This is a genomic window from Sphingopyxis sp. 550B (assembly GCF_057401805.1).
The window spans coordinates 3,500,420-3,523,886 of record NZ_CM171610.1 but is presented as its reverse complement, the minus strand read 5'-3'; the positions used below and the strand labels follow the sequence as shown (position 1 = coordinate 3,523,886).

Here is a 23,467-nt window from a genome sequence, read left to right as displayed (position 1 = left end):
CTTGGACGGCGCGGAACACGGCACGGACGGTGCGGAACAATGCCGAAAAACAATTGATGACCGGCGCAACAGGTAAGCCGTCGATCGTTAGTTGTTTCTCGCCGTGAAAAACGGGCCGGGATAAGTAGTCGTCCCCATTTTTCCCTATCTGCGGCCGACCGTACGACTTGCCGGCCGGTCTGCCGTCAGTTCAGCAGGGTGCGGATCGCCGGCGAAGCCGCGGCGAGGCCGTCGCGCTCCATTTCGTCGAGCGTGGCGCGCGCCATGGCGCGATAGGGGGCGCCCAGCGCCGGGCAATCGGCGTCGATCGCGGCGAGGTGCCGGGCGATCGTGTCGCCGTCGCCGCGCAGCAGCGGCCCCGACAGCGCGGAAAAGCCGTGCGCCAGACTGTTTTCCAGTGCGGCGCGGACCAGCGGCGCCAGCATCGCCTCGGGCGCGTCGGCGCCTGCGGTGCGCAAGGCCTGCGACGCACCGGCGAGCAATGTCACCAGATGGTTGGCGGCGTGGCAGAGCGCGGCGTGGTAGAGGGTGCGCTGCGCCTCGGCGATCTCGACCGCGGTGCCGCCGAGCCGTTCGATCACCGCACGGGCGCGCGGCAGCGTCGCGGGGTCCGATACCGTGACCGCGAAATGCGCGGCCGCCATCCGCTCGATTTCGGCGCGCGGATTGCCGGTGAAGGTCATCACCGGATGGATCGCCGCGATCTGTGCTCCCGCTGCCGCCAGCGGATTGAGAATCGCCGCGCCGCTGCGGCCGCTGACGTGAAAGACGAAGGGCGCATGCGGAGGCGCCAGATCGCGCGCCAGCCCGGCCGCCATGGCCGCAACCGCGTCGTCCGCGACCGCGATGACGATCAGGTCGCACGCTTCGGCGATCGCGCGCAGGTCGGTGGCGGCCGCGCCGGCAGCCTCTCGGGCGAGCGCCTCGGCCTGCTCCCGCGAGCGGCCCCAGACGAGCGGCGGCAGGTCGGCATACGGAGCAAGCGCCAGCATCAGCGCGTGCGCCACCCGGCCGGTCCCGATGATTCCCAGGCGGCGGCAGAGGCGTTTGTCGGTCATGCGTTCGTCCCTAGCGCGCCGGCGCGCGGGCGGCCATGCCGGATCGGATCATGACGCCGCCATGCAATCCATGCATGGACGCGCGCGGCGCGATCGGCTTATCATCGGCGTCGATCAACGAAAGGGGACAGGGCGGCCATGGCGCACTACGGCGATTTTCAGCACGAGATCTATTTCGGCGGGCTCAGCGGCGTGCTGCCCAAATATCCTGTCGATTTCGCGGGGCTCGAGGCGCGCGCGCAGGCGGCGATGGCGCCGTCGCTGCTCAAATATGTCCAGGGCGGCTGCGGCGACGAGTTCACGCAGGACAGCAATGCCTCGGCCTTTCGGCACTGGGGCATCGTGCCGCGGATGATGGTCGATTGCTCGGTGCGCGACCTGTCGATCGATCTGTTCGGCATGACGCTGCCGACGCCGCTGTTCATGGCGCCCATCGGGGTCACCGGCCTTTGCACGCAGGACGGGCATGGCGACATCGCCGCCGCGCGCGCCGCGGCGCTGACCGGGGTGCCGCTGACCGCCTCGACGCTGTCGAACGATCCGATGGAGGACGTCGCCGCGGCGATGGGCGACACGCCGGGCTTTTTCCAGCTCTATACCCCGAAGGACAAGGACCTGGCCGAGAGCCTCGTCCACCGTGCCGAAGCGGCGGGATACAAGGCGATCATCGTCACGCTCGACACCTGGGTAACGGGCTGGCGACCGCGCGACCTCAACGATTCGAACTTCCCGCAGCTGCGCGGGCACGTCCTGTCCAACTATTGGTCCGACCCCCGCTTCCGCACGATGGTCGGCGGCCCGCCCGAAGAGGATGTGCGCACCGGCGTGATGACCTGGGCGGGCACCTTCGGCAAGGTGCTGACGTGGGACGACATGCCCTGGCTGCGCTCGCTGACCAAACTGCCGATCGTCCTCAAGGGTATCTGCCATCCCGACGATGCCCGCCGCGCGATCGATGGCGGCGCCGACGCCATCTATTGCTCGAACCACGGCGGGCGGCAGGCGAATGGCGGCATCGCCGCGATCGACATGCTGCCCGACGTCGTTGCGGCCGCCGGCAGCACGCCGGTGCTGTTCGATTCGGGGGTCCGGTCGGGCAGCGACGTGGCGAAGGCGCTGGCGCTCGGCGCGACCGCGGTCGGCGTCGGACGGCCGTACAGCTATGGGCTGGCGCTGGGCGGTGCCGAAGGCGCCGCGCATGTGCTGCGCTCGCTGCTGGCCGAGGCCGACCTGCTGATGGCGGTCGACGGCTATCCGACCATCGCCGCGCTGCGCGAAGCCGGGGCGCGGCGTCTGCCCTGACGGCGATGGGGCGTGCCGAACGCGGAACGTCGGTCCCGGCGCGACGGATCGTGCCCGGCCCGCGACCGGCCGCCCCGATCGCCTAACCCTTCCTTTACGACGATCGGATAGACCGGGTTCGGGAAAACGCGGGGGGCGCCATGCGGCCGAAGGCCGCCGAACGGAGTGTCGTGGTGCTCGAAAATCAGAAGATTCGGCCGGCATCGGTGATCGGACCGATGGGCAGTGAGTTGACGCTGGCGGATTTGCCGAAGCGCAACACGCGGCGTTGGGTCAGCCGCCGCAAGGCGGAGGTGGTCGCCGCCGTCGAGGGCGGGCTGATCACGGTCGACGAAGCGTGCGAGCGCTATAATCTCAGCCTTGAGGAGTTCGCCTCGTGGCAGCGGGCCTACGACCGCCTCGGCGTTCGGGCGCTGCGCGCGACGCGCGTCCAATATTATCGGGAGAAGTTCGGCCTCTGACGGCCGACTCCCGGCCGATGCTCCCTTATAGCCTGTGGGGATTCGGGTGTTTGCGGACGCATATGGGCGTGTCCCCGCGAAGGCGGGACCCAGTGCGGTGGAACGCAAACCTTGATTTCCTCCGCTGTGGGCTCCCGCGGGAGCACGTGGTTCTGTTTTGCGAAAAAAACTGAATCCCCACAGGCCATAGCCCAGCGCCTCAGCCCAGCGGCACGGCCTCGCGGTCGGGCAGGTCGGGCTTCGGTCCGCCGCTTTCGGCATGGCGCTGCAGCACCACCTGGTCGCGCCCTGCGTGCTTCGCTTCATAGAGCGCGTCGTCGGCGATCTTGTACAGCCGCTGGAAATCGCAGGCGGGACGGACCTCGGCGACGCCGATGCTGGCGGTGACGGTCCGGTCGCCCAATGACGCGCTATGGTCGCAGGCGGCGATCTCCCGCCGGACGCTTTCGGCGAAGCGGTCGAGCGCTATGCCCTCCATCCCGATCGTCAGCAGGCCGAATTCCTCGCCGCCAAGGCGCGCGACGGTGCAGATCGAACCTTCCCATCGCGCGATCCGGCGCGCGATCCGGCATAGCACCACGTCGCCGATATCGTGGCCATGGACGTCGTTGATCGATTTGAAGCGGTCGATGTCGACCAGCAGCAGCGCCGCCGGCAGGTCGTCCGCGCGCGCGCGGTCGAGCAGCGGCGTCACGCTTTCGATGAACCCGCGGCGATTGGGAAGGCCGGTCAGCGGGTCGCGGCGCGCCAGTTCGCGCGCCTGCGCCTCGGCCGCGCGTGCGTGATCGCGCTCGATCCGCAGCGAGGCCAGCCGGCGGGTCGCGGCGGCGGACAGCCACAGCGCCTGCCAGGTGGCGGCGAGCAGCACGGCCAGCTTGGAGCCGCCGCCCCAGAAGCCGTTCTCGACATCGACGAGGTGAATGAAGGCGAGCACCGCCATCGGCAGGCACCAGGCAGCGGCGAAATCGCGCGCCTCGATCGAACCGCGCCGCCAGCCCCAGCCAAGGCAGATCGCGACGGCGGCGAGGTTGCCGAGGATGGCGAGGCCCAGCACCTCGCCCCAATAGCCGAGGTCGCCGGACCGCATCAGCGCGAGCGGTATGCCGGCCAGCCCGACGCCGGCCCCGAGCGCCAGCGTTGCCCGGCGCAGCGCGGCGGGAACGCCGCTGCGGTCGAGCGCCGTCACCGCGCTCGCGGTGGCGACCGCGATCGCGAGGCAGGCGAGGAAAGTGCAGAGCTGGGCCGAGACGGTGCCCGCCATGAAGGGGAGCAGCGCCAGATGAATCTGCGACCACAGCGTTCCCCACAAAAGCATCGTCGCCGCCCACGCGGCTTGCCAGGCGAGATACTGGCGCCGGACCGCGACGGCGAGCGACAGGCTGTAGATGCCGCTGACGAGCAGGAGCATCAGCGCGGCGCCGGTCGCCGCCGCCATGCCCGCGGCCTGCATACTGCTCTGGTCGCGCGACAGGATATGGGCGCGCACCAGGTCGTGGGCGGCGAGCCGGTCGAAGCGCATCGTGATCGCCGTCACCGACGCGGGGCGGTCCGGTGCCTCGAACACGATCTGCCCGCCCGCGCGCCAATGCGAACCATAATCGCCCTGCCGGACCTGCTGCCAGCGCACCGCGCCGTCGGCATAGGAAAAGGCGACCGCGAGCCGGTCGAAGCGCGAATGATGCACCATCAGCGCGACCGAACGCTGCCCGCTGGCCCATTGCCGCTGATCGGACCGCAGCCACAAGCTGTCGTGCTGATACCCCGCCGGCGTCCCGCTGCACGAAAAGCGAAGCGTCGACAGGCTGGCGTCCGCCGATTCGATCGGGCTGACGGCATGGCAGAGCGATTGGTTGAGCCGAAGCACCTCCGCGCTCGCGGGCGCGGCGCCGCACAGCGCGGCGAGCGCCGCCACCGCGAGCAGCAGCCGGGCGCAAGCGCGAATCGAAAGGTCCGTCATCGCCTCCATCGCGAACCCTATGGCATCAATGTCTTGGGAAAGCTTTACCAACGGAACGCATGTTGCGTCGACGGGCGTCGTGCGCCATCGCGGATCGCGATCCGCCGCCGGCCGGGCAAGCGAGGACAGGACAAGGGATGACCGAACGCATCGTCGCGATCGATATCGGCGGCACGCACGCGCGCTTCGCGATCGCGGCGATTGCCGCCGGCCGCGTCGTTTCGCTGGGGGAGGCGGTGACGCTGCGCACCGCGGATCATGCGGGGCTGGAGGCCGCGTGGCAGGCGTACGCGCGCCGGCTGGCCGAACCGCTGCCCCGCAGCGCCGCGATCGCCGTCGCGGCGCCGACGCAAGGCGACATCCTGCGCTTCACCAACAATCGCTGGACGATCGGGCGCGATCGAATCGGGGCCGAGCTGGGCCTCGATCATTGCCTGTTGCTCAACGACTTCGAAGCGATCGGCCATGCCGTCGGCCAGGCGGAGGAATCCTGGTTCGAACCGCTCGCCGGGCCGGATATTCCGCTCCCCGCGCGCGGCACGATCAGCGTCATCGGCCCCGGCACCGGCCTTGGCGCCGCCTATCTGTGGCGCGACGGCGACGCCTGTCGCGTGCAGGAGGCGCAGGGCGGTCATATCGGCTTCGCGCCCTGCGATGCCGTCGAGGATGCCATCCTCGCGCATTTGCGCCAAAGATACGGCCGCGTCTCGGTCGAGCGCGTCGTGGCGGGGCCAGCCATCGTCGGCATCTATGAAGTGCTCGCCGCGCTCGACGGGCGCGCCGTTCCGCCGCTCGACGACCATGCGCTGTGGGCACGCGCGCTCGGCGCGGAAGACGATCTCGCGGTTGCCGCGGCGGATCGTTTCTGCGCGATGCTCGGCAGCGTCGCGGGCGATCTCGCGCTGGCGCATGGCGCCGGTGGGGTGGTCGTGGCGGGCGGTCTCGGCCTGCGCATCCGCGACCGGCTCGTCCGTTCGGACTTTTCCGGGCGTTTCGCCGACAAGGGGCGGTTTGCCGGGATCATGGCGGCGATCCCGGTCAAGCTGATCACCCATCCGCAGCCGGGGCTGTTCGGCGCCGCCGCCGCTTTCGCGCGCCGCCATGCCGACGATTCGCGGCGATAAGGCAAAGGCTTGTCGAAGCGTCCCCTTCTTCTTTACACCGCCAGCACACCCATCGAAGGAACCAGACGTCCATGCCATCCGGCCTCTTTGCACTGCTCGACGACGTCGCCACCATCACCAAGGTTGCGGCGGCGAGCATCGACGATGTCGGCGCCGCGGCGTCGAAGGCGGGAGTGAAGGCGGCGGGCGTGGTGGTCGACGATACGGCGGTGACGCCGCGCTACGTCACCGGCTTCACCCCCGATCGCGAATTGCCGATCATCTGGCGGATCACCAAGGGATCGCTGTTCAACAAGCTGGTGCTGATCCTGCCGGTTCTGCTGCTCCTGTCGACCTTCGCGGAGTGGGCGATCACGCCGCTGCTGATGCTGGGCGGCAGCTATCTGTGTTTCGAAGGCGCGGAAAAGCTGCTTCATGCGTTGCGGAAGGATAGGACCAGCCTCGACGAGGACGCGGCGATCGTCGCGGACGCGGATCACGAAGAACGGATGGTGAAGGGGGCGGTGCGCACCGACTTCATCCTGTCGGCGGAGATCATGGTGATCGCGCTCAACGAGGTGCTCGACGAACATCTCGCGATGCGCGCCGCGACGCTGGCGATCGTCGCCATCGCGATCACCATCGCCGTCTATGGCGTCGTCGGGCTGATCGTGAAGATGGACGACATCGGACTGCACATGGCGCGAAACGGCGGCGCGGCGAGGCGGGCGATCGGGCGCGGGCTGGTGACGCTGATGCCCCGGCTGCTCGCCGCCCTTGCGACGATCGGCACCGCGGCGATGCTGTGGGTCGGCGGCCAGATCGTGCTGCACGGGCTCGATGAATATGGTCTTGGCGCGATCGGCCATGCGCTCCATGATGGCGCGCATGCCGTCGCGGGCGGCCTTCCGGCGGCGGGCGTATGGGAATGGCTGATCAACGCGGCGGGAGCGGGCCTGTTCGGGGTGCTGCTCGGCAGCGCGATCGCCGGGGTGCTGCACGTCGTTCCGGGCAAGCGGGCGGAGCACTGACGGCAAAAGGCGAAAGGCGGCTGGGCGATGCAAGGCGACAATGACGGGCTGGCGTCCTTCTGGATGCCCTTCACCGCGAACCGCGCCTACAAGGCGCACCCGCGCCAGATCGTCTCGGCGAGCGGCATGCATTACCAGAGCGGCGACGGGCGGACGATCCTCGACGGCACCGCGGGGCTGTGGTGCAGCAACGCCGGACACTGCCGGACCGAAATCGCCGCGGCGATGGCCCGGGCCGCCGCGACGCTCGATTTCGCACCGACCTTTCAACTCGGCCACCCCGCCGCCTTCGAACTGGCGCAGCGGCTGGCCGCGCTGATGCCGCCGGGGCTCGACCGCATCTTCTTCACCAACAGCGGTTCGGAATCGGTCGACACCGCGCTCAAGATCGCGCTCGCGGTGCAGCGGGCACGGGGGCAGGGGACACGCACCCGGCTGATCGGGCGCGAGCGTGGCTACCATGGCGTCGGCTTCGGCGGCATCAGCGTGGGCGGCATCGTCGGCAACCGGCGTGCCTTCGCCCTGTTGCCCGGCGCCGACCATCTGCGCCACACGCACGACCCCGCGCGCAACGCCTTTTCGCGCGGTTTCCCGCCGCATGGCGCCGAACTGGCCGACGACCTCCAGCGTCTCGTCGACCTGCATGGAGCGGAAACGATCGCGGCGGTGATCGTCGAGCCGATGGCAGGGTCGACCGGCGTCCTCGTCCCGCCCGTCGGCTATCTCGAACGGCTGCGCACGATCTGCGACCGCAACGGCATCCTGCTGATCTTCGACGAGGTGATCACCGCCTTCGGGCGCGTCGGCGCGGCGACCGCGGCGCAGGCGTGGGGCGTGACCCCCGACATACTGACGATGGCGAAGGGGCTGACCAACGCCGCCGTCCCGATGGGTGCGGTCGCGGTGAAGCGCGAGTTGCACGACGCGGTGATCGAAAGCGCGCCCGGCGGCATCGAACTGGCCCATGGCTATACCTATTCGGGCCATCCGCTCGCCTGCGCGGCCGGGCTGGCGGCGCTCGATCTCTATGCGCGCGAGGGATTGTTCGAACGGGCCGCCGAACTGGCGCCCTATTGGGAGGCGGCGGCGCACGGCCTGCGGGGGCGCCGTCATATCGTCGACATCCGCACCATCGGCCTTGTCGCGGGCATCGAACTCGAACCGCGCCCCGGCGCGCCGACTGCGCGCGCGATGGAACTGTTCCACCGCGCCTTCGACGCCGGCCTGCTGGTCCGCGCGACCGGCGACATCATCGCGCTGTCGCCGCCGCTGATCGTCGAGAAGGCGCAGATCGACCAGATGTTCGGGTTGCTCGGCGAACTGCTCGACACCATCGCCTGAAATCGGCGCGATATCGTAAATTTACCACGCCTTGCGGTCCGCGCCTCGACCCTGTTCCGGATTGGGACAGCGCCGCGATAGGCAAGGCGCGTGAAATCGGCTAAGGGCCTCGCCGCATTTGGCAAATTCCCTTTTCCAGACAGGTTTTCAGAGTGTCCATTGCCTTTCGGCCGCTCGTCGCGACGGCTATTTTCGCGGCATCGCTGGCGGTTCTACCCGCGCTTGCGCAATCCTCTTCGCCCATCACCGGCCTCGACGCCCTGCGCGAGTGGAATCTTGTCGTTCTCGGCAATCTCGAATCCTCGTCAGAGGTCGAGGGGCGGACCTTCGTCGGCGGCAACCTGTCGGGAAATTCGTCCAACTACGCGATCCGCCCGCTGGCGCAATCGACGTCCGGCCAGCCCGGCCTGACCGTCGTCGGCGACGTCAATGGCGGTCACAAGAATCTGAACAACGGTTCGGGCGCGGTCGTCGGCGGCAATGTGAACAGCGGCTTCAACCTCAACGGCGCGGCGCAGACGGTGAAGGTCGGCGGGACGATCAGCAACACCAACGTCAATCAGAACAAGGTGTTGTCCGGCCTCGGCAACAGCGATCCGGCCTTCGTGGTCGGCCTGCAGCAGCAGAAGGAACAGCTCGTCTCCAGCCTCGACCGGCTGTCGTTCGACATGGGGACGCTGACATCGAACAGCCAGTTCGCCGTCCAGGGCAATCGCGGCGTCTTCACGGCAAAGCCGAATGCCGACGGGCTGGCGGTATTCGAAATCAGTTCGGCCGACCTCGACAAGATCGGCGAAATCCAGTTCGCTCTCAACGGTGCCGACACGGTCGTCGTCAATGTGAGCGGCCGCAACATCCTGCTCAACGACAATTTCATCGGCGGCACCAACAACCTGGGCGAGCATGTGATCTGGAACTTCCCGGATGCCGAGAATATCCGCGTGACGACCGCGTGGGGCGGTTCGATCCTCGCGCCGTCCGCGGATGCGGAAACCGGGAACTACATCCAGGGCTCGGCGGTCTTCGGCAATCTGAAGCAGAATGGCGAGATGCATATCGGCACCTACAAGGGCGGGAATATCGGCACGCCGGGGGGCGGGTCGTCCTCGGGCGGGTCGAGTTCGGGCGGCGATCCGGTTCCGATCCCCGAACCGGGCCTGTGGGGCCTGTTCGCGCTGGGCGTCGGCGGCCTGATCTATGCCCGCCGGTTTCGGCGCCGCCGCGACGGCTGACGACCGCCCCGAAGCGTTTCAGGCGGCGAGCGGAAAGACGACCGACACGCGCGTACCCTTGCCGGGCTCGCTCGCGATGTCGAGCTGGCCGCGATGGCGCTCGGCGATGTGCTTGACGATCGCGAGCCCGAGCCCGGTGCCGCCCACCGAGCGGCTGCGCGCCTCGTCGACGCGGTAGAAGCGCTCGGTCAGGCGGGGCAGGTGGTCGGGCGCGATGCCGTCGCCCTCATCGCTGACCGACAGGCGCACCCGGTCGGCGTCCTCGGGGATCAGCTCGACCGTTACCGGCGTGCCCGCGCGGCCGTATTTCAGCGCATTGGAAATGATGTTGTGCACGAGCTGCGCCAGCTGCGCCTCGTCGCCGAGCACCGGCACCGCGGTATCGCCGGGCAAGGCAACGATGTCTTTGGGGCGCGCTTCCTCGCTGTCCTGCAACTGCGCGATCGTCGTCCGCACGATCGCTGCAAGATCGACCGGCGTCGTCGGGCGGCGAAACCGGTCGGCCTCGACCCGCGAGATCGACAGCAGGTCGATGACGAGCTGTTGCATCCGCCGCGCCTCGCGTTCGATGATCGACAGGAAACGGCGGCGCGTCGGCACGTCGGTTTCGCCGGTCAGGTCGTGCAGCGTCTCGACATAGCCGAGGATCGCCGCGAGCGGAGTGCGCAGTTCGTGGCTCGCGTTGGCGACGAAGTCGGACCGCATGCGATCGGCGGCGTCGATCGCCGACCGGTCGGACAGGAAGATGATACGGTCGCCCCCCGACAATTCTGCGATCCGCAGCGTCCAACGCTGGCCCGGCCGGGGGAAATCGACAAGGTCGATCGGCGGCGGCGGGCTTGCGCCGTCCGCCGCCGCCAGCCCTTCGGTGGCGGCGGGATGGCGGATCGCGGTCCGGATGTCGGCGCCGACGATATGCCGGCCCAGCAGCCGGACCGCCGCGTCATTGGCGATGGTGACGACATTGTCGGCGGTTCCGATCAGCGGCTCGCGCTCCTGGTCGGCCCAGCGGGCGAAATCGGGGTGCCGCAACAGCGACGGCGGCGGTGCTTCGGGTTCGGGCGCGCCCGTTCCCCCGTCGAAGTCGGGCGGGGCCCCTGGCACTGCGGCATGGACGATGGCGGCGGCGGCGGCGCCCGCGGCGGCCAGAAGCGTGATGGTCAGGGCATCGCCCCCGGCCAGTCCGGCGAAGATCGCCGCGACGGCGACCAGCGTCAACGCGATGACGAGGCTGGACAGGCGGTCGAACATCGGCACAGCGCCTCGCATGAAGCGCAGGCGCCCGCAAGGCCGTTTGCGCCGGTTACGCTTGTGCCGGCCCCTGTCCCAAAGCGGGATGCCGGATGCGGGGGCCGGTCTTTTGCTTTTCCTCCCGCTCCCTATGGGGTAGGGGCAGAGTATGGAAAACAGCGAGATTCCGGGCCACGAGCCGGCCGATGGCGCCGATGAGGCCGTTCCGACGCGCCGCCGGATGCTGGCGCTCGGCGCCGCGGGCGTCTCCGCCGCGCTGACGATCCGTCCCGCCTTTGCGCAGACCGCCGTGTCGGTGATGAATTGCGAGATACCGGTTCCCGGCCCGACCGGCGCCGGTCGCTATATCGATCCCAACGGCAAGCTCGTCCCGCCGGGGACGAAGGGCGCTTTTCCGGGATCGCCGCGCCCCTTCACGGGTGAGCAGGTCAAGCGCGCCTTCCGCGGCCAGACGCTGCCCGGCGCGACCTACGACCAGTCGCAGGCCTATCTGCAATATATCCGGCGCTTGCAGGCGGGACAGAGCGGCTTTACCTGTTTCGCATCCATCCAGATGCCGCGCTGATCGTCGCTTGTCCTGTGGGCGATGATGCTTCGGCCGCATCGCAGACAAAGGGACCGATGTGAAACTCGCTTCGCTCAAAGCCGGCCGCGACGGCCGACTGGTCGTCGTTTCGGACGATCTTGCCTGGTATGCGGACGCCGGAGCGATCGCGCCGACGCTGCAGGCGGCGCTCGACGACTGGGCGGAAGCGGCGCCGCGCCTGAAGGCGCTGGCCGACGACGTCAATCACGAAGCGATCCCGCGCGAACGGTTCCATGAACGCGACGCCGCCTCGCCGTTGCCGCGCGCCTATCAATGGGCCGACGGCAGCGCCTATGTGAACCATGTCGCGCTCGTCCGCCAGGCGCGCGGGGCGGAGATGCCCGAAAGCTTCTGGCACGACCCGCTGATGTATCAGGGCGGCAGCGACGCCTTCCTCGCCCCGCGCGACCCGATCCCGCTCGGCGACCCCGCATGGGGCTGCGACATGGAGGCGGAGGTGGTCGTCGTGACCGGCGACGTGCCCGCCGGCATCGACGCGCAGGCGGCGCGCGACAGGATTCTGCTCGTCGGCCTGACCAACGACGTTTCGCTGCGCGGGCTGATCCCGCCCGAACTCGCCAAGGGGTTCGGCTTCTTCCAGTCGAAGCCGTCCTCCGCGATGTCGCCGGTGTTCGTGACGCCCGATGCGCTCGGCGACCGCTGGCGCGACGGCAAGCTGCACGGCACGCTGTGCGTCGACCTCAACGGCCAGCCGCTCGGCCGCGCCGATGCCGGGGTCGACATGACCTTCGATTTCGGCCGGCTGATCGCCCATGCGGCGCGGACGCGCCATCTGGGCGCCGGGACGATCATCGGGTCGGGGACGGTTTCGAACCGCGATGCCGACGGCGGTCCGGGCAAGCCGATCGCCGAGGGCGGGCTCGGCTACAGCTGCCTTGCCGAGGTGCGGACGGTGGAAACCATCCGCGGCGGCGCGCCGGCGACGCCCTTCATGCAGACGGGCGACACGGTTCGCATCTGGATGGATGACGAGCGCCACCACAGCATCTTCGGCGCGATCGAGCAGACGGTCGCCTGACCGCCGGGGAAGCGGGCGGGCCTGGGCCCGCCCCGCTTTCAGCTTCCGCCGCCCATCGCGCCGGCGAGCGCGTCCTTGAGCGAGCAGGCCGCCGGACCCAAGATCACGATGAAAAGGCACGGCAGGATGAACAGGATCAGCGGCACCGTCATGATCGCGGGCAGGCGCGCGGCCTTTTCCTCGGCGCGCATCATGCGCTCGTTGCGGAATTCCGCCGACAGGACGCGCAGCGCGCTGGCCAGCGGGGTGCCGTATTTCTCGGTCTGGATCATGGTCGTGACCACGCCCTTCACCGCTTCCAGATTGACGCGATAGGCCAGATTCTCGAACGCCTGACGACGCTCGGTCAGGAAGCCGAGCTCGATCGAGGTCAGCGCGAATTCCTCGCCCAGTTCGGGATAGGCGCGGCCGAGCTCGCGCGACACGCGCGAGAAGGCGGCGTCGACGGTCAGGCCGGCCTCGGCGCAGATCACGAGCAGGTCGAGCGCGTCGGGAAGCCCCTTGCGGATCGCGTCGGTGCGCTTCTGGCGCTTGTTCTGCACGAACAGGTCGGGCGCCTTGTAGCCGAGGATCAATGCCGCCATGGTAAAGCCCGAACGCTTCATCGGCGTCATATCGGGCCACATGTCGATGCCATAGATCAGGAAGGCCGCCAGGCCGCCGAGCAGGATCGGCAGCACCAGCCGCCCGAAGATGACGGCGACGGCGAGGTCCTTGGAGCGGATGCCGGCCTGCGCCAGCTTCTGCTGCACATCCTTGATCTGCTCTTCCTGAAGCACCTGCAGCTTGCCGAGGAAGGTCCGCATCCGGTCGGCGGTCTGGTTCTTGCGGACCAGCCGCGCGCGGCGCTTCGCGGTCGATGCGGTGATCCCGGCCTTGAGCTGTTCGCGGCGTTCGTTGAGCGCCTTGACGCGCTTCGCCATCGGATCGCGCACGGTCAGCGCGCCATAAATGGCGACGAGCACCGCGAGCACGCCGACGACGGCGAGCATGGTCGCCGCCCAGACGACATCGACGCCCAGAAGCGTCGGGCCCGGCTGGGCTCCGGTGAAGGCGGTGAGGAGGAGGCTGCTGGTCATCGGGTCGGCGTCCTCAAATCTCGAAACTGATCATGCGCGACATGATGAAGGCGCCCAGGCTCATCCAGATCAGCCCGCCCATCCCGGCGATCATCAGCCGCTCCTCGTGGAAGAATCCGCTCAGATATTCGGGGTTCATCATCCAGACGATACCGAACACGAAGAAGGGCAGCGAGCCGACGATATAGGCGGAGGCCTTGGCTTCCGACGACATGGCGCGGATCTTGAGCTTCATCTGCGCGCGCTTGCGCAGCACGTCGGACAGGTTGCCCAGCGTTTCGGCCAGATTGCCGCCGGTCTCGCGCTGGATCGCGATCGTGATGCAGAAGAACTGGAATTCGGGCGTGCCGAGCATGTCGGCCGATTCCTGCAGCGCGGCCTCCATCGTGTTGCCGATGCGGATGCGCTCGATGATTCCGCGGAATTCCTCGCCCACCGGACCGGGCAGTTCCTGGCTGACGACCTGAAAGGTCTCGGTGACCGGCAGGCCCGACCGCAACCCGCGCACCAGCAGGTCGATCGCATCGGGAAAGCGGGTGGTGAACTGGGTCACGCGTTTCTTGATCAGGCGGCCGACGATCATATAGGGCAGGCCGATCCCCGCCAGCAGGCCGAACAGGATCGCCAGCATGAACGGCGCGCGCATGATCAGCATCAGCGCCGCCACGACGACGAACAGGATCATCGTCGCGAACATATATTGGGTGATGTTCCACGTCTTGCCGGTCCGGCGCAGGCGCAGTTCCATCTGCTCGCGGCGCGGCATCAGGCTCGACAGCCGGTTGCTCCCGGCACTCGACGCCTGGATCGTCTTGCGCATCTGCGCCGCGACCACCGCCTCGGTCGAGGCCGCGTGCCGATCCTTCACCGATGCCAGCCGCCGCGACTTGGCTTTCCCGGCCGAGGGGCCGCCCAGCAGGACGACAAGCGCCGCGAAAGCCAGAAAGGCGGTGGCGATGATGAGGATCACTGGCAGGTTCATGGTCGGATTCATCCGGTTGAGGGGTGTCGCGACGGCCGCCGAAGCGGCCGCTTCACCCCCTTATTTTGCGCCCTTTTTCGCCATCAGATTGCCGATGCCGCCCAGCTTGCCGAGCAGCGATCCGCTGGCCGCGTCCTTCGCGCCGCCCTTCGCGGCCGGCGCCGCGACCTCCTCGCCGTCGCCGTCGGCGCCGTCGAGGATCAGGCGCATCAGATTGGTCCACGCCTGCGCGCCCTTGGTGCCCTTGCAGATTTCCGCATAGGACTTGCCGAGCTTTGCGGCCTGGCTGACCAGCTTCGGATCGAAGGGGATGACGATGTCGATCGACCGCTCGATCGACGATTCGAATTCCTTGCGCGACAGTTCGCCGATCGCGCTCTGGAACTTGTTCGCGACCAGGATCACCCGCGCCGCGGGGATGTTCTGCTTGAACCAGGACAGCAGGCGGATCGTGTCGCGCGCCGAGGCGAGCGTCACGTCGCTGACCAGCAGGATCGTCCCGGCTTCCGACACCAGGTGCGGGAAGGGGATCAGCACGTGCCGCGGGATGTCGACGATCGTCATCTCGAAGGCGCCGCGCAATTCCTCCTCGAGCTGGAAGAACGCCGACCCGTCGGTCATCACCGGCTGGTGGATCGGCGCCTCGGCCGACAGCAGGCTCAGCTTGTCCGACGCGCGCACCATCGCGCGCTCGATGAACAGGCCGTCGATGCGGCTCGGATTGTCGATCGCGTCGATCAGGCCGCGCCCCGGCTCGAGGTCGAGCGTCAGCGCGCCGGTGCCGAAATGGACGTCGAGGTCGAGCAGCGCGGTCTGGCGGCCGGCCTGCTCGCTCGTCACCCAGGCGAGCGAGGTGGATACCAGCGACGCGCCGACGCCGCCGCGCACCCCGACCACCGCCGTCATGTGGTGCGGCTTGTCGTCGTGCACGTCGCCATGCTTGGGCGCGGTCAGCATCGCCTGCGCCATCGCCAGCGATTCGCGGACCTGATCGAGCGACAGCGGCTTCAGCAGATAGTCCTGGATGCCGCTCGACAGCAGGTCGCGATACAGGCGGACGTCGTTGACCTGCCCGGCGGCGATCACCACCGTTCCGGGCTCGCACACTTCGGCCAGCGCGTTGATGTCGTTGATCGGATCGCCCGATTCGGACATGTCGACGAACAGGATGTTCGGGCTTGCCGACACCGACAGCGACTGCACCGCGTTGCGCAGGCCGCCCTTGTTGCACTTCTCGATCGGCCAGCCCATGTCGCCCGCGGCGACGCGGATCAGCTCCAGCGTATCGTCGTCGCAGACGAAGGCGTTGAACGGGTCGCGCAGCCCCGCGGCTTTGAAGGGAGCGTTCACTTGGCACCTCCGTTGCTGGTCGACTGACCGCGCAGTTCGCCCGCGCCGGTCTGCGGCTTCTCGCGATAGGTCTTGATCGCCTTGGTCGCGGCGGCCGGGTCGCTGCGGTCGTTCGACGCGCCCTTGATCAGGTCGTTCGGGTCGGCGACCATCGCGGCGAGATTGCTGTTGGTCGCGCAGCCATAGTTGGACGAGGTCGCGTTGGTCGGGTTGATCGAATAGTTGCTCGCCCAGTCGGGACAGCCCGGAACATGCGCGCTCGCCCGCGTGATCACGACGCGCAGATGGCCGGGGGCGACCGATCCTTCGGTCACCGGGGCCTCTCGGCTCAGCAGCAGCCCGCGCTTCTCGACGATCGAGCGCACCGTGGCCTGCGCCGCCGCGGCGCCATAGGTCGAGGAATCCTCGACCGCGATGCGGTCGCCATAACGCGCGCCCATCGCGTCGAGCCAGCCTTCGAGGCGGCCCTGCTCGCTGGGCGGCAGATCGCCGTTCGTCGCCGCGACGTCGAAATGATAGGTGGCGTTGCGCACCAGCGGCTGGTGGACCGATTCGAGGCTGCGGTTGCTGTAGGCCGAGCCGGTGCATCCGGCCAGCGCGGTCGCCAGTCCCAGGGCGGTCAGAGTTGCGATCTTCTTCATCACTTTAGCTCCTGAAAACCAGCGCCTTACTTGCTGAGGCTGAAACCGGGCGAAACGTCGCCGCTGCCGCGCGGGCGGGTGGCGTCGCCGGGCGCGCCGTCGAGCTGCGGCTTGGGACGGTCGCCGCCGGTGACGCCGTCGCTCGATTTGCCGAGCAGCAGCCGCGACGCGTCGTCGGAAACGCGGAAGGCGTCGGTCGGCAGCTTGATCTCGTTCGCCGAAACCGGGTTCACCAGATAGGGGGTGACGACGATCACCAGCTCGGTTTCGCCGCGGCGGAAGCTGTCCGACTTGAACAGGCTGCCCAGGATCGGCACGTCGCCGAGGCCGGGAACCTTGTCGATCGCGCCGACCGAACGATTGTTCATCAGTCCCGCGATCATGAAGCTTTCGCCCGAACCCAGTTCGACGGTCGTTTCGGCACGACGCACGGTGAGCGCCGGAACCTGGAACCCGTCGAGTTCGATCGCGCCGTCGGTCGTCAGTTCGGATACTTCCGGCCGCACGCGCAGGCTGATCCGGCCGTTCGACAGCACGGTCGGCGTGTAGGCGAGGCTGACGCCATATTTGCGATATTCGATCGTCGTTCCGGCGAAGTTGCCGGGGATCGGAACCGGATATTCGCCGCCCGCCAGGAAGTCGGCGGTCTCGCCGGAAATCGCGGTCAGATTGGGCTGGGCGAGCGTGGCGACCATCCCCGAGCGTTCGCCGAGGTCGAGCGAAGCGATCAGGTCGACGCCGAACAGCCGTCCGGCGGCCGCCAGGCTGTTGATGCCGGTGGGCGTCTCGACCGTGTAGCTGGTCGATCCGTCGGGATTGGTGGTGATCGTGCCGGCCTTGCGCCCCCTGAACACGCCGCCCAGGAAGCCGCCCGTCATGTCGCGCGTCAGCAGGTTGCCGCTCATCTCCTTGACCAGCGAGCGGTTCACTTCGGCGATCCGCACCTGCAGATTGACCTGCAGCGGCGTCGCCGTGCGCAGGCGCGACAGCACCTTGGTCTGTTCGCCGACGAACGCCTGCACCAGCCGTTCGGCCTCCGCCGCGTCGTCGGGCGACTGGACGGTGCCGGTCAGCAGGACGAAGCCGTTCATCGTGTTCGCCGCGATCTTCGCGTCGGGCATCGCCAGCGTCAGCATCTGGTCGATCGTCTCGATATTGTTGCCGACCCGCGCAACCGTCGAATAGACGACGCGGCCGCCGGCGTCGGTCGCATAGATGCTCGTCTCGCCCGGCGCCTTGCCGAAGATGTAGAGCTGGCGGTTCGACCGCACCTGCACGTCGGCGACCTTGTCGTCGGCGACGAAGACGTCGGCCATCGGGGCGGGCAGGTTGATCAGGCGCCCGCGGCCGACCGACAGGTCGATGCTGCTGCTGGCATTCTGCGTCGCCTGCGCGGTTGCGGGCTGCGACGGGGCGGCGGCCAGGGTTGCCGCGACTAGGCCGACGGCCAGGGTACGGGCGAGCGCCGCTGCCTTGAAATTGGCTTTGCTGTTCATCTTACTTACCCCCAACCGGAACTTCGGTGGTCTTGTCGCCGCGCGTCACGCGGACGACAGGGCCCCGCGGTGCGGCCTGAGCCGTGCCCCCGTATGCCGCTGCCGGCGTGTCCGCCATCGACTGCTGCTGCGGCTGGCGCGGCGCCGTGACACGACCCCGGACCGGCACCCAGAAGCGCGAGACGTCGCCGCCGGTGGTGGCCGACGAGCGGCTGGCGGTCGGACGCGCGGCGGCTTCGGCCAGCATCTTGCGTTCGGCGACGGTGCCGCCCTTGGCCGGCACGTCGATCTCGCCCGACGCGATCGCCGATTCGAGGTCGCCGGTGCTTTCGGCCAGCGGACGCAGCGCCAGCGACAGCCGGCCCATGTTCTGGGCGACGGCGATCTTCTCCGCGATCTCGGGCGTCGCCTCGAGCGTCACCGAACCGAAGGTGCGGACCGGCGTCTTGCCCGTCTCGTCCTCGGCATCGTAGCGCTGGTCGGTCGCGAGGACGCGCACGTTGCGCACGATCGTTTCCGCGGTGAAGAGCTGGTCGTCGGGATAGGCGCTGCCTTCCTTGACCGAAATCTCCTGCGACAGCAGCACGTCGACGCGGTCGCCCGGAAAGACGAAGCCGGCGACGCCCTGTTCCTGCGACACCTTCACCGTGACGGCGCGCATGCCCGGGCCGAGCGCCGCGGCCAGGAAGCCGCGGTCGTCGGGGTGGACGAGCGCGCCCTGCGTCAGCGGCTGGCCCGCGGTGATCGGATAGCGCACCACGGTGCCGACCAGCGTGTTGACGTCGGTCTTGTCCTTCAGGAAATAGGCCTTCTCGACCAGTTCGGTCGGCCACGGCTGAAAACGGAAGCTGTCGGGGCCGATGATCGTGCCCACCGGCAGTTGCCGCGTTGCGACCAGGATCATCGGGCCGGAAATTTCCGGGGCCGCCGCCGCACGGGCGGGCGGGGTCGAAGACCCGCGCATCATCAGATTGACTCCGAACGCCGCACTGACCGCAATGACCAGCGCGCCGACGATCAGCATAATCTTTCGCATATCCATGACGATTTTTCGCCCTCCTGCACCCACCAGAAACGGCTGTGCCTACCCTCAGGCCGATCCGATAAACTGAAACTGGTTAAGATAGTGTTGGTGAAGCGCCCAAAGTCCGGCCGCCGCGATCGCGACCCCATAGGGGACCTCGACCGGCTTGCCCGACGGGCGCAGCTTGATGTGAACGAGCATGATCGCGGACAGCAGGCCGCCGCCCAGTGCCATGACGGTCAGCATGGGAACGAACAGCGGCAACGGAATCCACAGCATCACCGCGCCGATCATCTTGACGTCGCCGCCGCCCATCGCGCCGATGGCGAACAGCCCGGCGAACAGCAGGAATACCGCGAAGGCGGCGCCGAACTGGATCGGAATGTCGGGCCACAGCGACAGGCCGCTCGCGATCCAGAAGGGAATGGCGAGCAGCGCGATCGTGCCGTTCAGCCCGTTCGAGATCGACCGCGACCGCAGGTCGCTGACCGCGGCGGCGATCATCAGCGCGGCGAGCAATGCCATCAGGCCAAAAGCGATCGAGCTACGGTCCATGGCCCCGTCCCTTAAGCATGATGGCTTACCAAAGCGTAACCATGTGCAGAGCTGCGGTTCATTGGGCCCGCCGCTTGCATTCCGCCGTCCAGCCGATATGCGCGGCTGCATGACCGCTGCTTTCCCTTCCGCAACCGATGTTCTCATCGTCGGGGCAGGCATGGCGGGAAGCGGGCTGGCGGCGGCGCTCGCGCCCCATCGCCGGGTGCTGATGATCGAGGCGGAGGACGCGCCCGGCTATCATGCGACGGGGCGGTCGGCGGCCTTCTGGCAACAAAGCTACGGCGGGCCGGGCGTTCAGCCGCTCACCGCCGCCTCGTTCGAGGCGCTCGCGCATCCCGACCCGGCTTTTTCGGACCGGCCGTTCCTGCTGCCGCGCTCCTCGCTGATCGTCGGCCGCACCGAAGAGGCGCCGATTGTGGATGTGTTCATCGCCACCTTCGCCGCGCGCGGCGTCGATGTCGCGCCGCTGGAGGCCGCCGAACTCGCGGCGCGGGTGCCGGGCCTGCGCGCCGGGTGGACCGCGGCCGCGTCCGAACCCTCGTGCCGCGACATCGATGTCGCGGCGCTGCATGCGGCGTGCCTGCGCGCGGCGCGGCGGGGCGGGGCGATGCTGGCGACGCGTGCGCCGCTGATCGCTGCGCGCCGCGAAGCCGACGGCTGGACGGTCGAGACCGGGCGGGGGACCGTGCGCGCCGCGGTGATCGTCAATGCCGCCGGAGCGTGGGCGGATCGCGTCGCGGCCGCCTGCGGCGCGGCGCCGATGGGCATCCGGCCCTATCGCCGCACCATGGCGCAGGTCCGGCTGGGCGCGCCGGTTCCGGCCGCGCTGCCGCTGATCGTCCATGTCGGCGGCGATTTCTATTTCAAGGGCGCGGGAGAGCGGCGCATCTGGCTGAGCCCGCACGACGAAACGCCGGCGCCCCCCGGCGATGCCGCGCCCGAGGACATCGACGTCGCGCTCGCGATCGCGCGATTGCAGGCGGTGGTCGACTGGCCGGTCGCGGCGGTCGAGCGCAAATGGGCCGGCCTGCGCAGCTTCGCGCCCGATCGCCTGCCGGTCTTCGGGGCCGATCCGCATGTTCCGGGCTTCGTCTGGTGCGCGGGGCAGGGCGGCTTCGGCATCCAGACCGCGCCCGCGATCAGCGCCCTGCTCGCCGCCGAACTCGGCGCGCCGATGCCGGGTGGAGCGATCGGCGCGATCGATCCCGCCGCCTTTTCGCCCGCGCGCTTCGCCTGACCGCAACGCGCCCTTGCAACGCGAAACGGGCGGCTTACCATGGCCTGGCCGCCGCGAGCCGGCGGCACCCCGAAACGCGGAGGACCCGATGGCGCATTATTTCGAGATCAAGAAGAACAAGAAGGGCGAGTTCGTCGCCTATTTCAAATATAACAGCGAGCCGATCTTCTGGACCGAAGGCTATACCAGCAAGGCCTCGGCCAAAAATGCGATCGAGTCGATCCTGAAGAACGGCCCGGGCGCCGAGGTCCGCGAGGCCGAATAGGGACGCCGAACAGGGGAAGCGCGCGCGGGCGTTCAGCGCGCCCGCGCGACCTCCAGCGCCGCGTCGCTCGCCAGCCGGTCGGCCAGTTCGTTGTCGCCGTGCCCGGCGTGGCCCTTGACCCACAGCCATTCGATGCGATGGCGTTTCGCCTCGCTCAGCAGCCTTTGCCACAGGTCGGCGTTGGCGACGGGTTTCTTCGCGGCGGTCTTCCAGCCGTTCTTCTGCCAGCCGTGCACCCATTTGGTGATGCCGTCGCGGACATAGACGCTGTCGGTCGACAGCTCGATGTTGCAGCTTCGCCTGAGCGCGGCGAGCGCCTCGATCGCGGCCATCAGTTCCATGCGGTTGTTCGTCGTATCGGGTTCGCCGCCCGCCAGCGTCTTCACCGCGTCGCCCCAGCGCAGCACCGCGCCCCAGCCGCCGGGTCCGGGGTTGCCCTTGCACGCGCCGTCGGTGGCGATGACGACCGTCCGCGTGTCGTTCATACCGCGAACAGCGCCGCGGCATCATGCGCCTGATAGCGACGCAGGCGGGCGAGGAGCGGGGCCGGGTCCTTGCGGGTGACCAGCGCGTCGGCGGGGGTATGGACCCAGTCGTGCGCGCGGGTCAGCAGGAAGCGCAGCGCCGCGCCGCGCGCGAGCAGCGGCAGCGCCGCGACCTCGGCGTCGGTCAGTGCGATCTCGCGGGCATAGCCGCGCATCAGCGCCTGCGCGCGCGCCGGGTCGCAATGGCGGCCGTCGTCGGAGAATGTCCAAGAGGCGTGCGTGACCGCGAGGTCATAGGCGCGGAAATCGCTCGCCGCGAAATAGAAGTCGATCAACCCCGTCACCCGGTCGCCCAGCATCAGCACATTGTCGGGAAACAGGTCGGCATGGATCACATGCGCGGGCAGATCGCCCGGCCAGTGGGCATCGAGGAAAGCGAGCTCTGCGTCGACCAGATCCTGCAAACCCGAAATCACCGCGTCGAGGTCGCCGGTCGCCTCGGCGATGGCGCGCCAGTGGCGATGGCCCATGCTGTTCTCGCGCCCGCCGGGGAAGCTGGCGGCCGCGCGGTGCATCGCGCCGAGCGCCGCGCCGACCGCCTCGCACTGGCTCGGCATCGGATGGCTCGGCGAGATGCCGGGCAGGAACTGGATGATGCACGCGGCGCGGTCCGAAATCCGCTGGATCGCCTCGCCGTCGCGGTCGCGGATCATCGCCGGAACCGGGCAGCCATGATCGGCAAGATGGCCGAGCAGGTCGACGAAGAAGGGCAGGTCGCCCGCCTGCACCCGCTTTTCATAGAGGGTCAGGATGAAACGGCCGTCCGTCGTCTCGAGCAGGAAATTGCTGTTCTCGACCCCTTCGGCGATGCCCTTGCATGACACGACGGTGCCGATGGCGTAGCGGGCGACCAGCGCGGCGAGGTCGTCGGGGTCGACGTGCGTGTAAACGGCCATCGGGCTTTGGTCCTTATGCCGCCGGTTCGAGCCCGCGGGGCAGCTTGAACACCATATTCTCCTCCGCGGACACGATCGTCTGCTCGGCGATCGGGCGGTGGGCGGCTACGGCGTCGATGACTTCGCGGACCAGCGTTTCGGGCGCGCTGGCGCCGGCGGTGATCCCCAGCGTGGCGATGTCGGCCAGCCACGCGGGGTCGATGTCCACCCCGCGCTGGATCAGGTGCGCCGGGGTGCCGAGCCGTTCGGCGACCTCGACGAGCCGCAGGCTGTTCGAACTGTTCGGGGCGCCGATCACGATCACCCGGTCGCAACGCGGCGCGATTGCCTTCACCGCGTCCTGCCGGTTCGATGTCGCATAGCAGATATCCTCGCCGCGCGGACCCTGGATCGACGGAAAACGGTGGCGCAGCGCGGCGACGACGCTGGCGGTATCGTCGACCGACAGCGTCGTCTGGGTCAGGAAGGCCAGCTTGTCGGGATCGGGCGGCGTCAGCGTCGCGACGTCGTCGACCGATTCCACCAGCGTCATCGCGCCTTCGGGAAGCTGCCCCAGCGTGCCGATCACCTCGGGATGGCCGGCGTGGCCGATGAAGATGATGTGGCGCCCCGCCTCGTTCGCGCGCTCGGCCTGACGGTGGACCTTGGACACCAGCGGACAGGTGGCGTCGATATAGTCGAGCCCGCGCGCTTCGGCCTTCGCGGGCACCGCCTTGGGAACGCCGTGGGCGCTGAACACCACCGGCACGCCGTCGGGGACCTGGCTCAGCGATTCGACGAAGATGGCGCCCTTCGCCTTCAGCGCGTCGACGACATAGCGGTTGTGGACGATCTCGTGCCGGACATAGACGGGCGCGCCATAGCGTTCGATCGCCAGTTCGACGATGCGGATCGCGCGGTCGACGCCGGCGCAGAAACCGTGCGGAGCGGCGACCAGAACGGTCAGTTCGGCACGGCCCGGCGTCAGGGGGGAAAGGGCGTTCATGGTGCGCGCGCTCTAGCGCAGCAGGCGCCATGCGGTAAAGCTCCCCGT

At 68.7% G+C, this 23,467-nt stretch carries 23 protein-coding genes; 10 read left to right on the top strand and 13 right to left on the bottom strand.

Annotated elements, in window-relative coordinates; genetic code table 11:
* Positions 1-185: 185 nt before the first annotated feature.
* Positions 186-1,058 (bottom strand): DUF2520 domain-containing protein, encoded by an 873-nt coding sequence (locus tag AC2S9W_RS16360; protein WP_486571267.1) that lies wholly within the window; start codon positions 1,056-1,058, stop codon positions 186-188.
* Between the two features lie 138 nt (positions 1,059-1,196).
* On the opposite strand from AC2S9W_RS16360, the gene AC2S9W_RS16355 reads away from it, so the two are divergent.
* Together AC2S9W_RS16355 and sciP are read left to right on the top strand one after the other, a co-directional pair.
* On the top strand, positions 1,197-2,360 hold the full coding sequence (locus AC2S9W_RS16355; RefSeq protein WP_067109074.1) for an alpha-hydroxy-acid oxidizing protein: 1,164 nt from the start codon (positions 1,197-1,199) through the stop codon (positions 2,358-2,360).
* Between the two features lie 173 nt (positions 2,361-2,533).
* Positions 2,534-2,821, top strand: a complete 288-nt coding sequence (gene sciP / locus AC2S9W_RS16350) for a CtrA inhibitor SciP (protein ID WP_067109134.1) — start codon at positions 2,534-2,536, stop codon at positions 2,819-2,821.
* 199 nt (positions 2,822-3,020) lie between these two features.
* On the opposite strand, the gene AC2S9W_RS16345 is transcribed toward sciP, so the two are convergent.
* Positions 3,021-4,778, bottom strand: coding sequence for a GGDEF domain-containing protein (locus AC2S9W_RS16345; RefSeq protein ID WP_486571266.1), 1,758 nt, complete (start codon positions 4,776-4,778; stop codon positions 3,021-3,023).
* A 137-nt stretch (positions 4,779-4,915) separates the two neighbouring features.
* Between AC2S9W_RS16345 and AC2S9W_RS16340 the strand changes: the two genes are divergently transcribed.
* From AC2S9W_RS16340 to AC2S9W_RS16325, 4 genes are all read left to right on the top strand, one after another.
* The gene (locus AC2S9W_RS16340) at positions 4,916-5,902 is read left to right on the top strand and encodes a glucokinase (RefSeq protein ID WP_486571265.1); all 987 of its coding nucleotides are present in this window, start codon (positions 4,916-4,918) and stop codon (positions 5,900-5,902) included.
* Positions 5,903-5,973: 71 nt separating this feature from the next.
* Complete coding sequence (locus tag AC2S9W_RS16335; protein WP_486571264.1) at positions 5,974-6,912, top strand: DUF808 domain-containing protein; 939 nt, start codon at positions 5,974-5,976, stop codon at positions 6,910-6,912.
* Between the two features lie 27 nt (positions 6,913-6,939).
* Positions 6,940-8,253, top strand: a complete 1,314-nt coding sequence (gene aptA / locus AC2S9W_RS16330) for an omega-aminotransferase AptA (protein ID WP_067109084.1) — start codon at positions 6,940-6,942, stop codon at positions 8,251-8,253.
* A 152-nt stretch (positions 8,254-8,405) separates the two neighbouring features.
* Positions 8,406-9,485 carry a choice-of-anchor A family protein gene (locus tag AC2S9W_RS16325; protein ID WP_255211443.1) on the top strand — a complete coding sequence of 360 codons (1,080 nt, stop codon included), beginning with the start codon at positions 8,406-8,408 and terminating at the stop codon, positions 9,483-9,485.
* Between the two features lie 18 nt (positions 9,486-9,503).
* Here AC2S9W_RS16325 and AC2S9W_RS16320 read toward each other — a convergent pair whose 3' ends face one another.
* Positions 9,504-10,736: a sensor histidine kinase gene (locus AC2S9W_RS16320; protein WP_486571263.1), complete on the bottom strand. Its 1,233-nt coding sequence runs from the start codon at positions 10,734-10,736 to the stop codon at positions 9,504-9,506.
* Positions 10,737-10,884: 148 nt separating this feature from the next.
* Between AC2S9W_RS16320 and AC2S9W_RS16315 the strand changes: the two genes are divergently transcribed.
* Together AC2S9W_RS16315 and AC2S9W_RS16310 are read left to right on the top strand one after the other, a co-directional pair.
* A complete protein-coding gene (locus tag AC2S9W_RS16315; RefSeq protein WP_067183003.1) occupies positions 10,885-11,301 on the top strand; it encodes a hypothetical protein in 417 nt (138 codons plus the stop codon).
* 58 nt (positions 11,302-11,359) lie between these two features.
* Positions 11,360-12,361: a fumarylacetoacetate hydrolase family protein gene (locus tag AC2S9W_RS16310; protein WP_486571262.1), complete on the top strand. Its 1,002-nt coding sequence runs from the start codon at positions 11,360-11,362 to the stop codon at positions 12,359-12,361.
* Between the two features lie 38 nt (positions 12,362-12,399).
* Here the strand turns inward: AC2S9W_RS16310 and AC2S9W_RS16305 are convergent, their stop codons facing one another.
* Genes AC2S9W_RS16305 through AC2S9W_RS16275 form a run of 7 tightly spaced genes read right to left on the bottom strand, consistent with a single transcriptional unit; the run spans position 12,400 to position 19,488 of the window.
* Entirely contained in the window at positions 12,400-13,440 is a 1,041-nt protein-coding gene (locus tag AC2S9W_RS16305) for a type II secretion system F family protein (protein WP_104959730.1), read from the bottom strand.
* A 13-nt stretch (positions 13,441-13,453) separates the two neighbouring features.
* On the bottom strand, positions 13,454-14,422 hold the full coding sequence (locus AC2S9W_RS16300; protein ID WP_067109097.1) for a type II secretion system F family protein: 969 nt from the start codon (positions 14,420-14,422) through the stop codon (positions 13,454-13,456).
* Between the two features lie 60 nt (positions 14,423-14,482).
* Positions 14,483-15,772: a CpaE/TadZ family protein gene (locus AC2S9W_RS16295; RefSeq protein WP_486571261.1), complete on the bottom strand. Its 1,290-nt coding sequence runs from the start codon at positions 15,770-15,772 to the stop codon at positions 14,483-14,485.
* Positions 15,769-16,413: a CpaD family pilus assembly protein gene (locus tag AC2S9W_RS16290; protein WP_067109103.1), complete on the bottom strand. Its 645-nt coding sequence runs from the start codon at positions 16,411-16,413 to the stop codon at positions 15,769-15,771. Before AC2S9W_RS16290 ends, AC2S9W_RS16295 begins: the two co-directional genes overlap by 4 nt.
* Before the next feature lie 26 nt (positions 16,414-16,439).
* The gene (locus tag AC2S9W_RS16285; RefSeq protein WP_067109107.1) at positions 16,440-17,909 is read right to left on the bottom strand and encodes a type II and III secretion system protein family protein; all 1,470 of its coding nucleotides are present in this window, start codon (positions 17,907-17,909) and stop codon (positions 16,440-16,442) included.
* 1 nt (position 17,910) lies between these two features.
* Positions 17,911-18,951 carry a Flp pilus assembly protein CpaB gene (gene cpaB, locus AC2S9W_RS16280; RefSeq protein WP_104959729.1) on the bottom strand — a complete coding sequence of 347 codons (1,041 nt, stop codon included), beginning with the start codon at positions 18,949-18,951 and terminating at the stop codon, positions 17,911-17,913.
* Between the two features lie 48 nt (positions 18,952-18,999).
* Positions 19,000-19,488 carry an A24 family peptidase gene (locus AC2S9W_RS16275; RefSeq protein WP_067109112.1) on the bottom strand — a complete coding sequence of 163 codons (489 nt, stop codon included), beginning with the start codon at positions 19,486-19,488 and terminating at the stop codon, positions 19,000-19,002.
* A gap of 109 nt (positions 19,489-19,597) precedes the next feature.
* Here AC2S9W_RS16275 and AC2S9W_RS16270 point away from each other — a divergent pair, with 109 nt between their 5' ends.
* Positions 19,598-20,728, top strand: coding sequence for an NAD(P)/FAD-dependent oxidoreductase (locus AC2S9W_RS16270; protein ID WP_486571260.1), 1,131 nt, complete (start codon positions 19,598-19,600; stop codon positions 20,726-20,728).
* Between the two features lie 88 nt (positions 20,729-20,816).
* On the top strand, positions 20,817-20,993 hold the full coding sequence (locus AC2S9W_RS16265) for a YegP family protein (RefSeq protein ID WP_076074922.1): 177 nt from the start codon (positions 20,817-20,819) through the stop codon (positions 20,991-20,993).
* 32 nt (positions 20,994-21,025) lie between these two features.
* Here AC2S9W_RS16265 and rnhA read toward each other — a convergent pair whose 3' ends face one another.
* Genes rnhA through ispH form a run of 3 tightly spaced genes read right to left on the bottom strand, consistent with a single transcriptional unit; the run spans position 21,026 to position 23,419 of the window.
* A complete protein-coding gene (rnhA, locus tag AC2S9W_RS16260; protein WP_067109118.1) occupies positions 21,026-21,478 on the bottom strand; it encodes a ribonuclease HI in 453 nt (150 codons plus the stop codon).
* Positions 21,475-22,434, bottom strand: a complete 960-nt coding sequence (gene thrB / locus AC2S9W_RS16255) for a homoserine kinase (protein ID WP_486571259.1) — start codon at positions 22,432-22,434, stop codon at positions 21,475-21,477. The genes rnhA and thrB overlap by 4 nt, the downstream gene beginning before the upstream one ends.
* A 13-nt stretch (positions 22,435-22,447) precedes the next feature.
* Complete coding sequence (gene ispH / locus AC2S9W_RS16250) at positions 22,448-23,419, bottom strand: 4-hydroxy-3-methylbut-2-enyl diphosphate reductase (protein ID WP_212596895.1); 972 nt, start codon at positions 23,417-23,419, stop codon at positions 22,448-22,450.
* Positions 23,420-23,467: the final 48 nt, after the last annotated feature.

What these genes read in the sequence shown, in the direction of transcription:
- AC2S9W_RS16360 (WP_486571267.1), bottom strand. Translation starts at nt 1,058, where the DNA reads ATGACCGACAAACGCCTCTGCCGCCGCCTGGGAATCATCGGGACCGGC.
- AC2S9W_RS16355 (WP_067109074.1), top strand. Translation starts at nt 1,197, where the DNA reads ATGGCGCACTACGGCGATTTTCAGCACGAGATCTATTTCGGCGGGCTC.
- AC2S9W_RS16345 (WP_486571266.1), bottom strand. Translation starts at nt 4,778, where the DNA reads ATGACGGACCTTTCGATTCGCGCTTGCGCCCGGCTGCTGCTCGCGGTG.
- AC2S9W_RS16340 (WP_486571265.1), top strand. Translation starts at nt 4,916, where the DNA reads ATGACCGAACGCATCGTCGCGATCGATATCGGCGGCACGCACGCGCGC.
- AC2S9W_RS16335 (WP_486571264.1), top strand. Translation starts at nt 5,974, where the DNA reads ATGCCATCCGGCCTCTTTGCACTGCTCGACGACGTCGCCACCATCACC.
- aptA (WP_067109084.1), top strand. Translation starts at nt 6,940, where the DNA reads ATGCAAGGCGACAATGACGGGCTGGCGTCCTTCTGGATGCCCTTCACC.
- AC2S9W_RS16320 (WP_486571263.1), bottom strand. Translation starts at nt 10,736, where the DNA reads ATGTTCGACCGCCTGTCCAGCCTCGTCATCGCGTTGACGCTGGTCGCC.
- AC2S9W_RS16315 (WP_067183003.1), top strand. Translation starts at nt 10,885, where the DNA reads ATGGAAAACAGCGAGATTCCGGGCCACGAGCCGGCCGATGGCGCCGAT.
- AC2S9W_RS16305 (WP_104959730.1), bottom strand. Translation starts at nt 13,440, where the DNA reads ATGACCAGCAGCCTCCTCCTCACCGCCTTCACCGGAGCCCAGCCGGGC.
- AC2S9W_RS16300 (WP_067109097.1), bottom strand. Translation starts at nt 14,422, where the DNA reads ATGAACCTGCCAGTGATCCTCATCATCGCCACCGCCTTTCTGGCTTTC.
- AC2S9W_RS16290 (WP_067109103.1), bottom strand. Translation starts at nt 16,413, where the DNA reads ATGAAGAAGATCGCAACTCTGACCGCCCTGGGACTGGCGACCGCGCTG.
- AC2S9W_RS16285 (WP_067109107.1), bottom strand. Translation starts at nt 17,909, where the DNA reads ATGAACAGCAAAGCCAATTTCAAGGCAGCGGCGCTCGCCCGTACCCTG.
- cpaB (WP_104959729.1), bottom strand. Translation starts at nt 18,951, where the DNA reads ATGGATATGCGAAAGATTATGCTGATCGTCGGCGCGCTGGTCATTGCG.
- AC2S9W_RS16275 (WP_067109112.1), bottom strand. Translation starts at nt 19,488, where the DNA reads ATGGACCGTAGCTCGATCGCTTTTGGCCTGATGGCATTGCTCGCCGCG.
- AC2S9W_RS16270 (WP_486571260.1), top strand. Translation starts at nt 19,598, where the DNA reads ATGACCGCTGCTTTCCCTTCCGCAACCGATGTTCTCATCGTCGGGGCA.
- AC2S9W_RS16265 (WP_076074922.1), top strand. Translation starts at nt 20,817, where the DNA reads ATGGCGCATTATTTCGAGATCAAGAAGAACAAGAAGGGCGAGTTCGTC.
- rnhA (WP_067109118.1), bottom strand. Translation starts at nt 21,478, where the DNA reads ATGAACGACACGCGGACGGTCGTCATCGCCACCGACGGCGCGTGCAAG.
- thrB (WP_486571259.1), bottom strand. Translation starts at nt 22,434, where the DNA reads ATGGCCGTTTACACGCACGTCGACCCCGACGACCTCGCCGCGCTGGTC.
- ispH (WP_212596895.1), bottom strand. Translation starts at nt 23,419, where the DNA reads ATGAACGCCCTTTCCCCCCTGACGCCGGGCCGTGCCGAACTGACCGTT.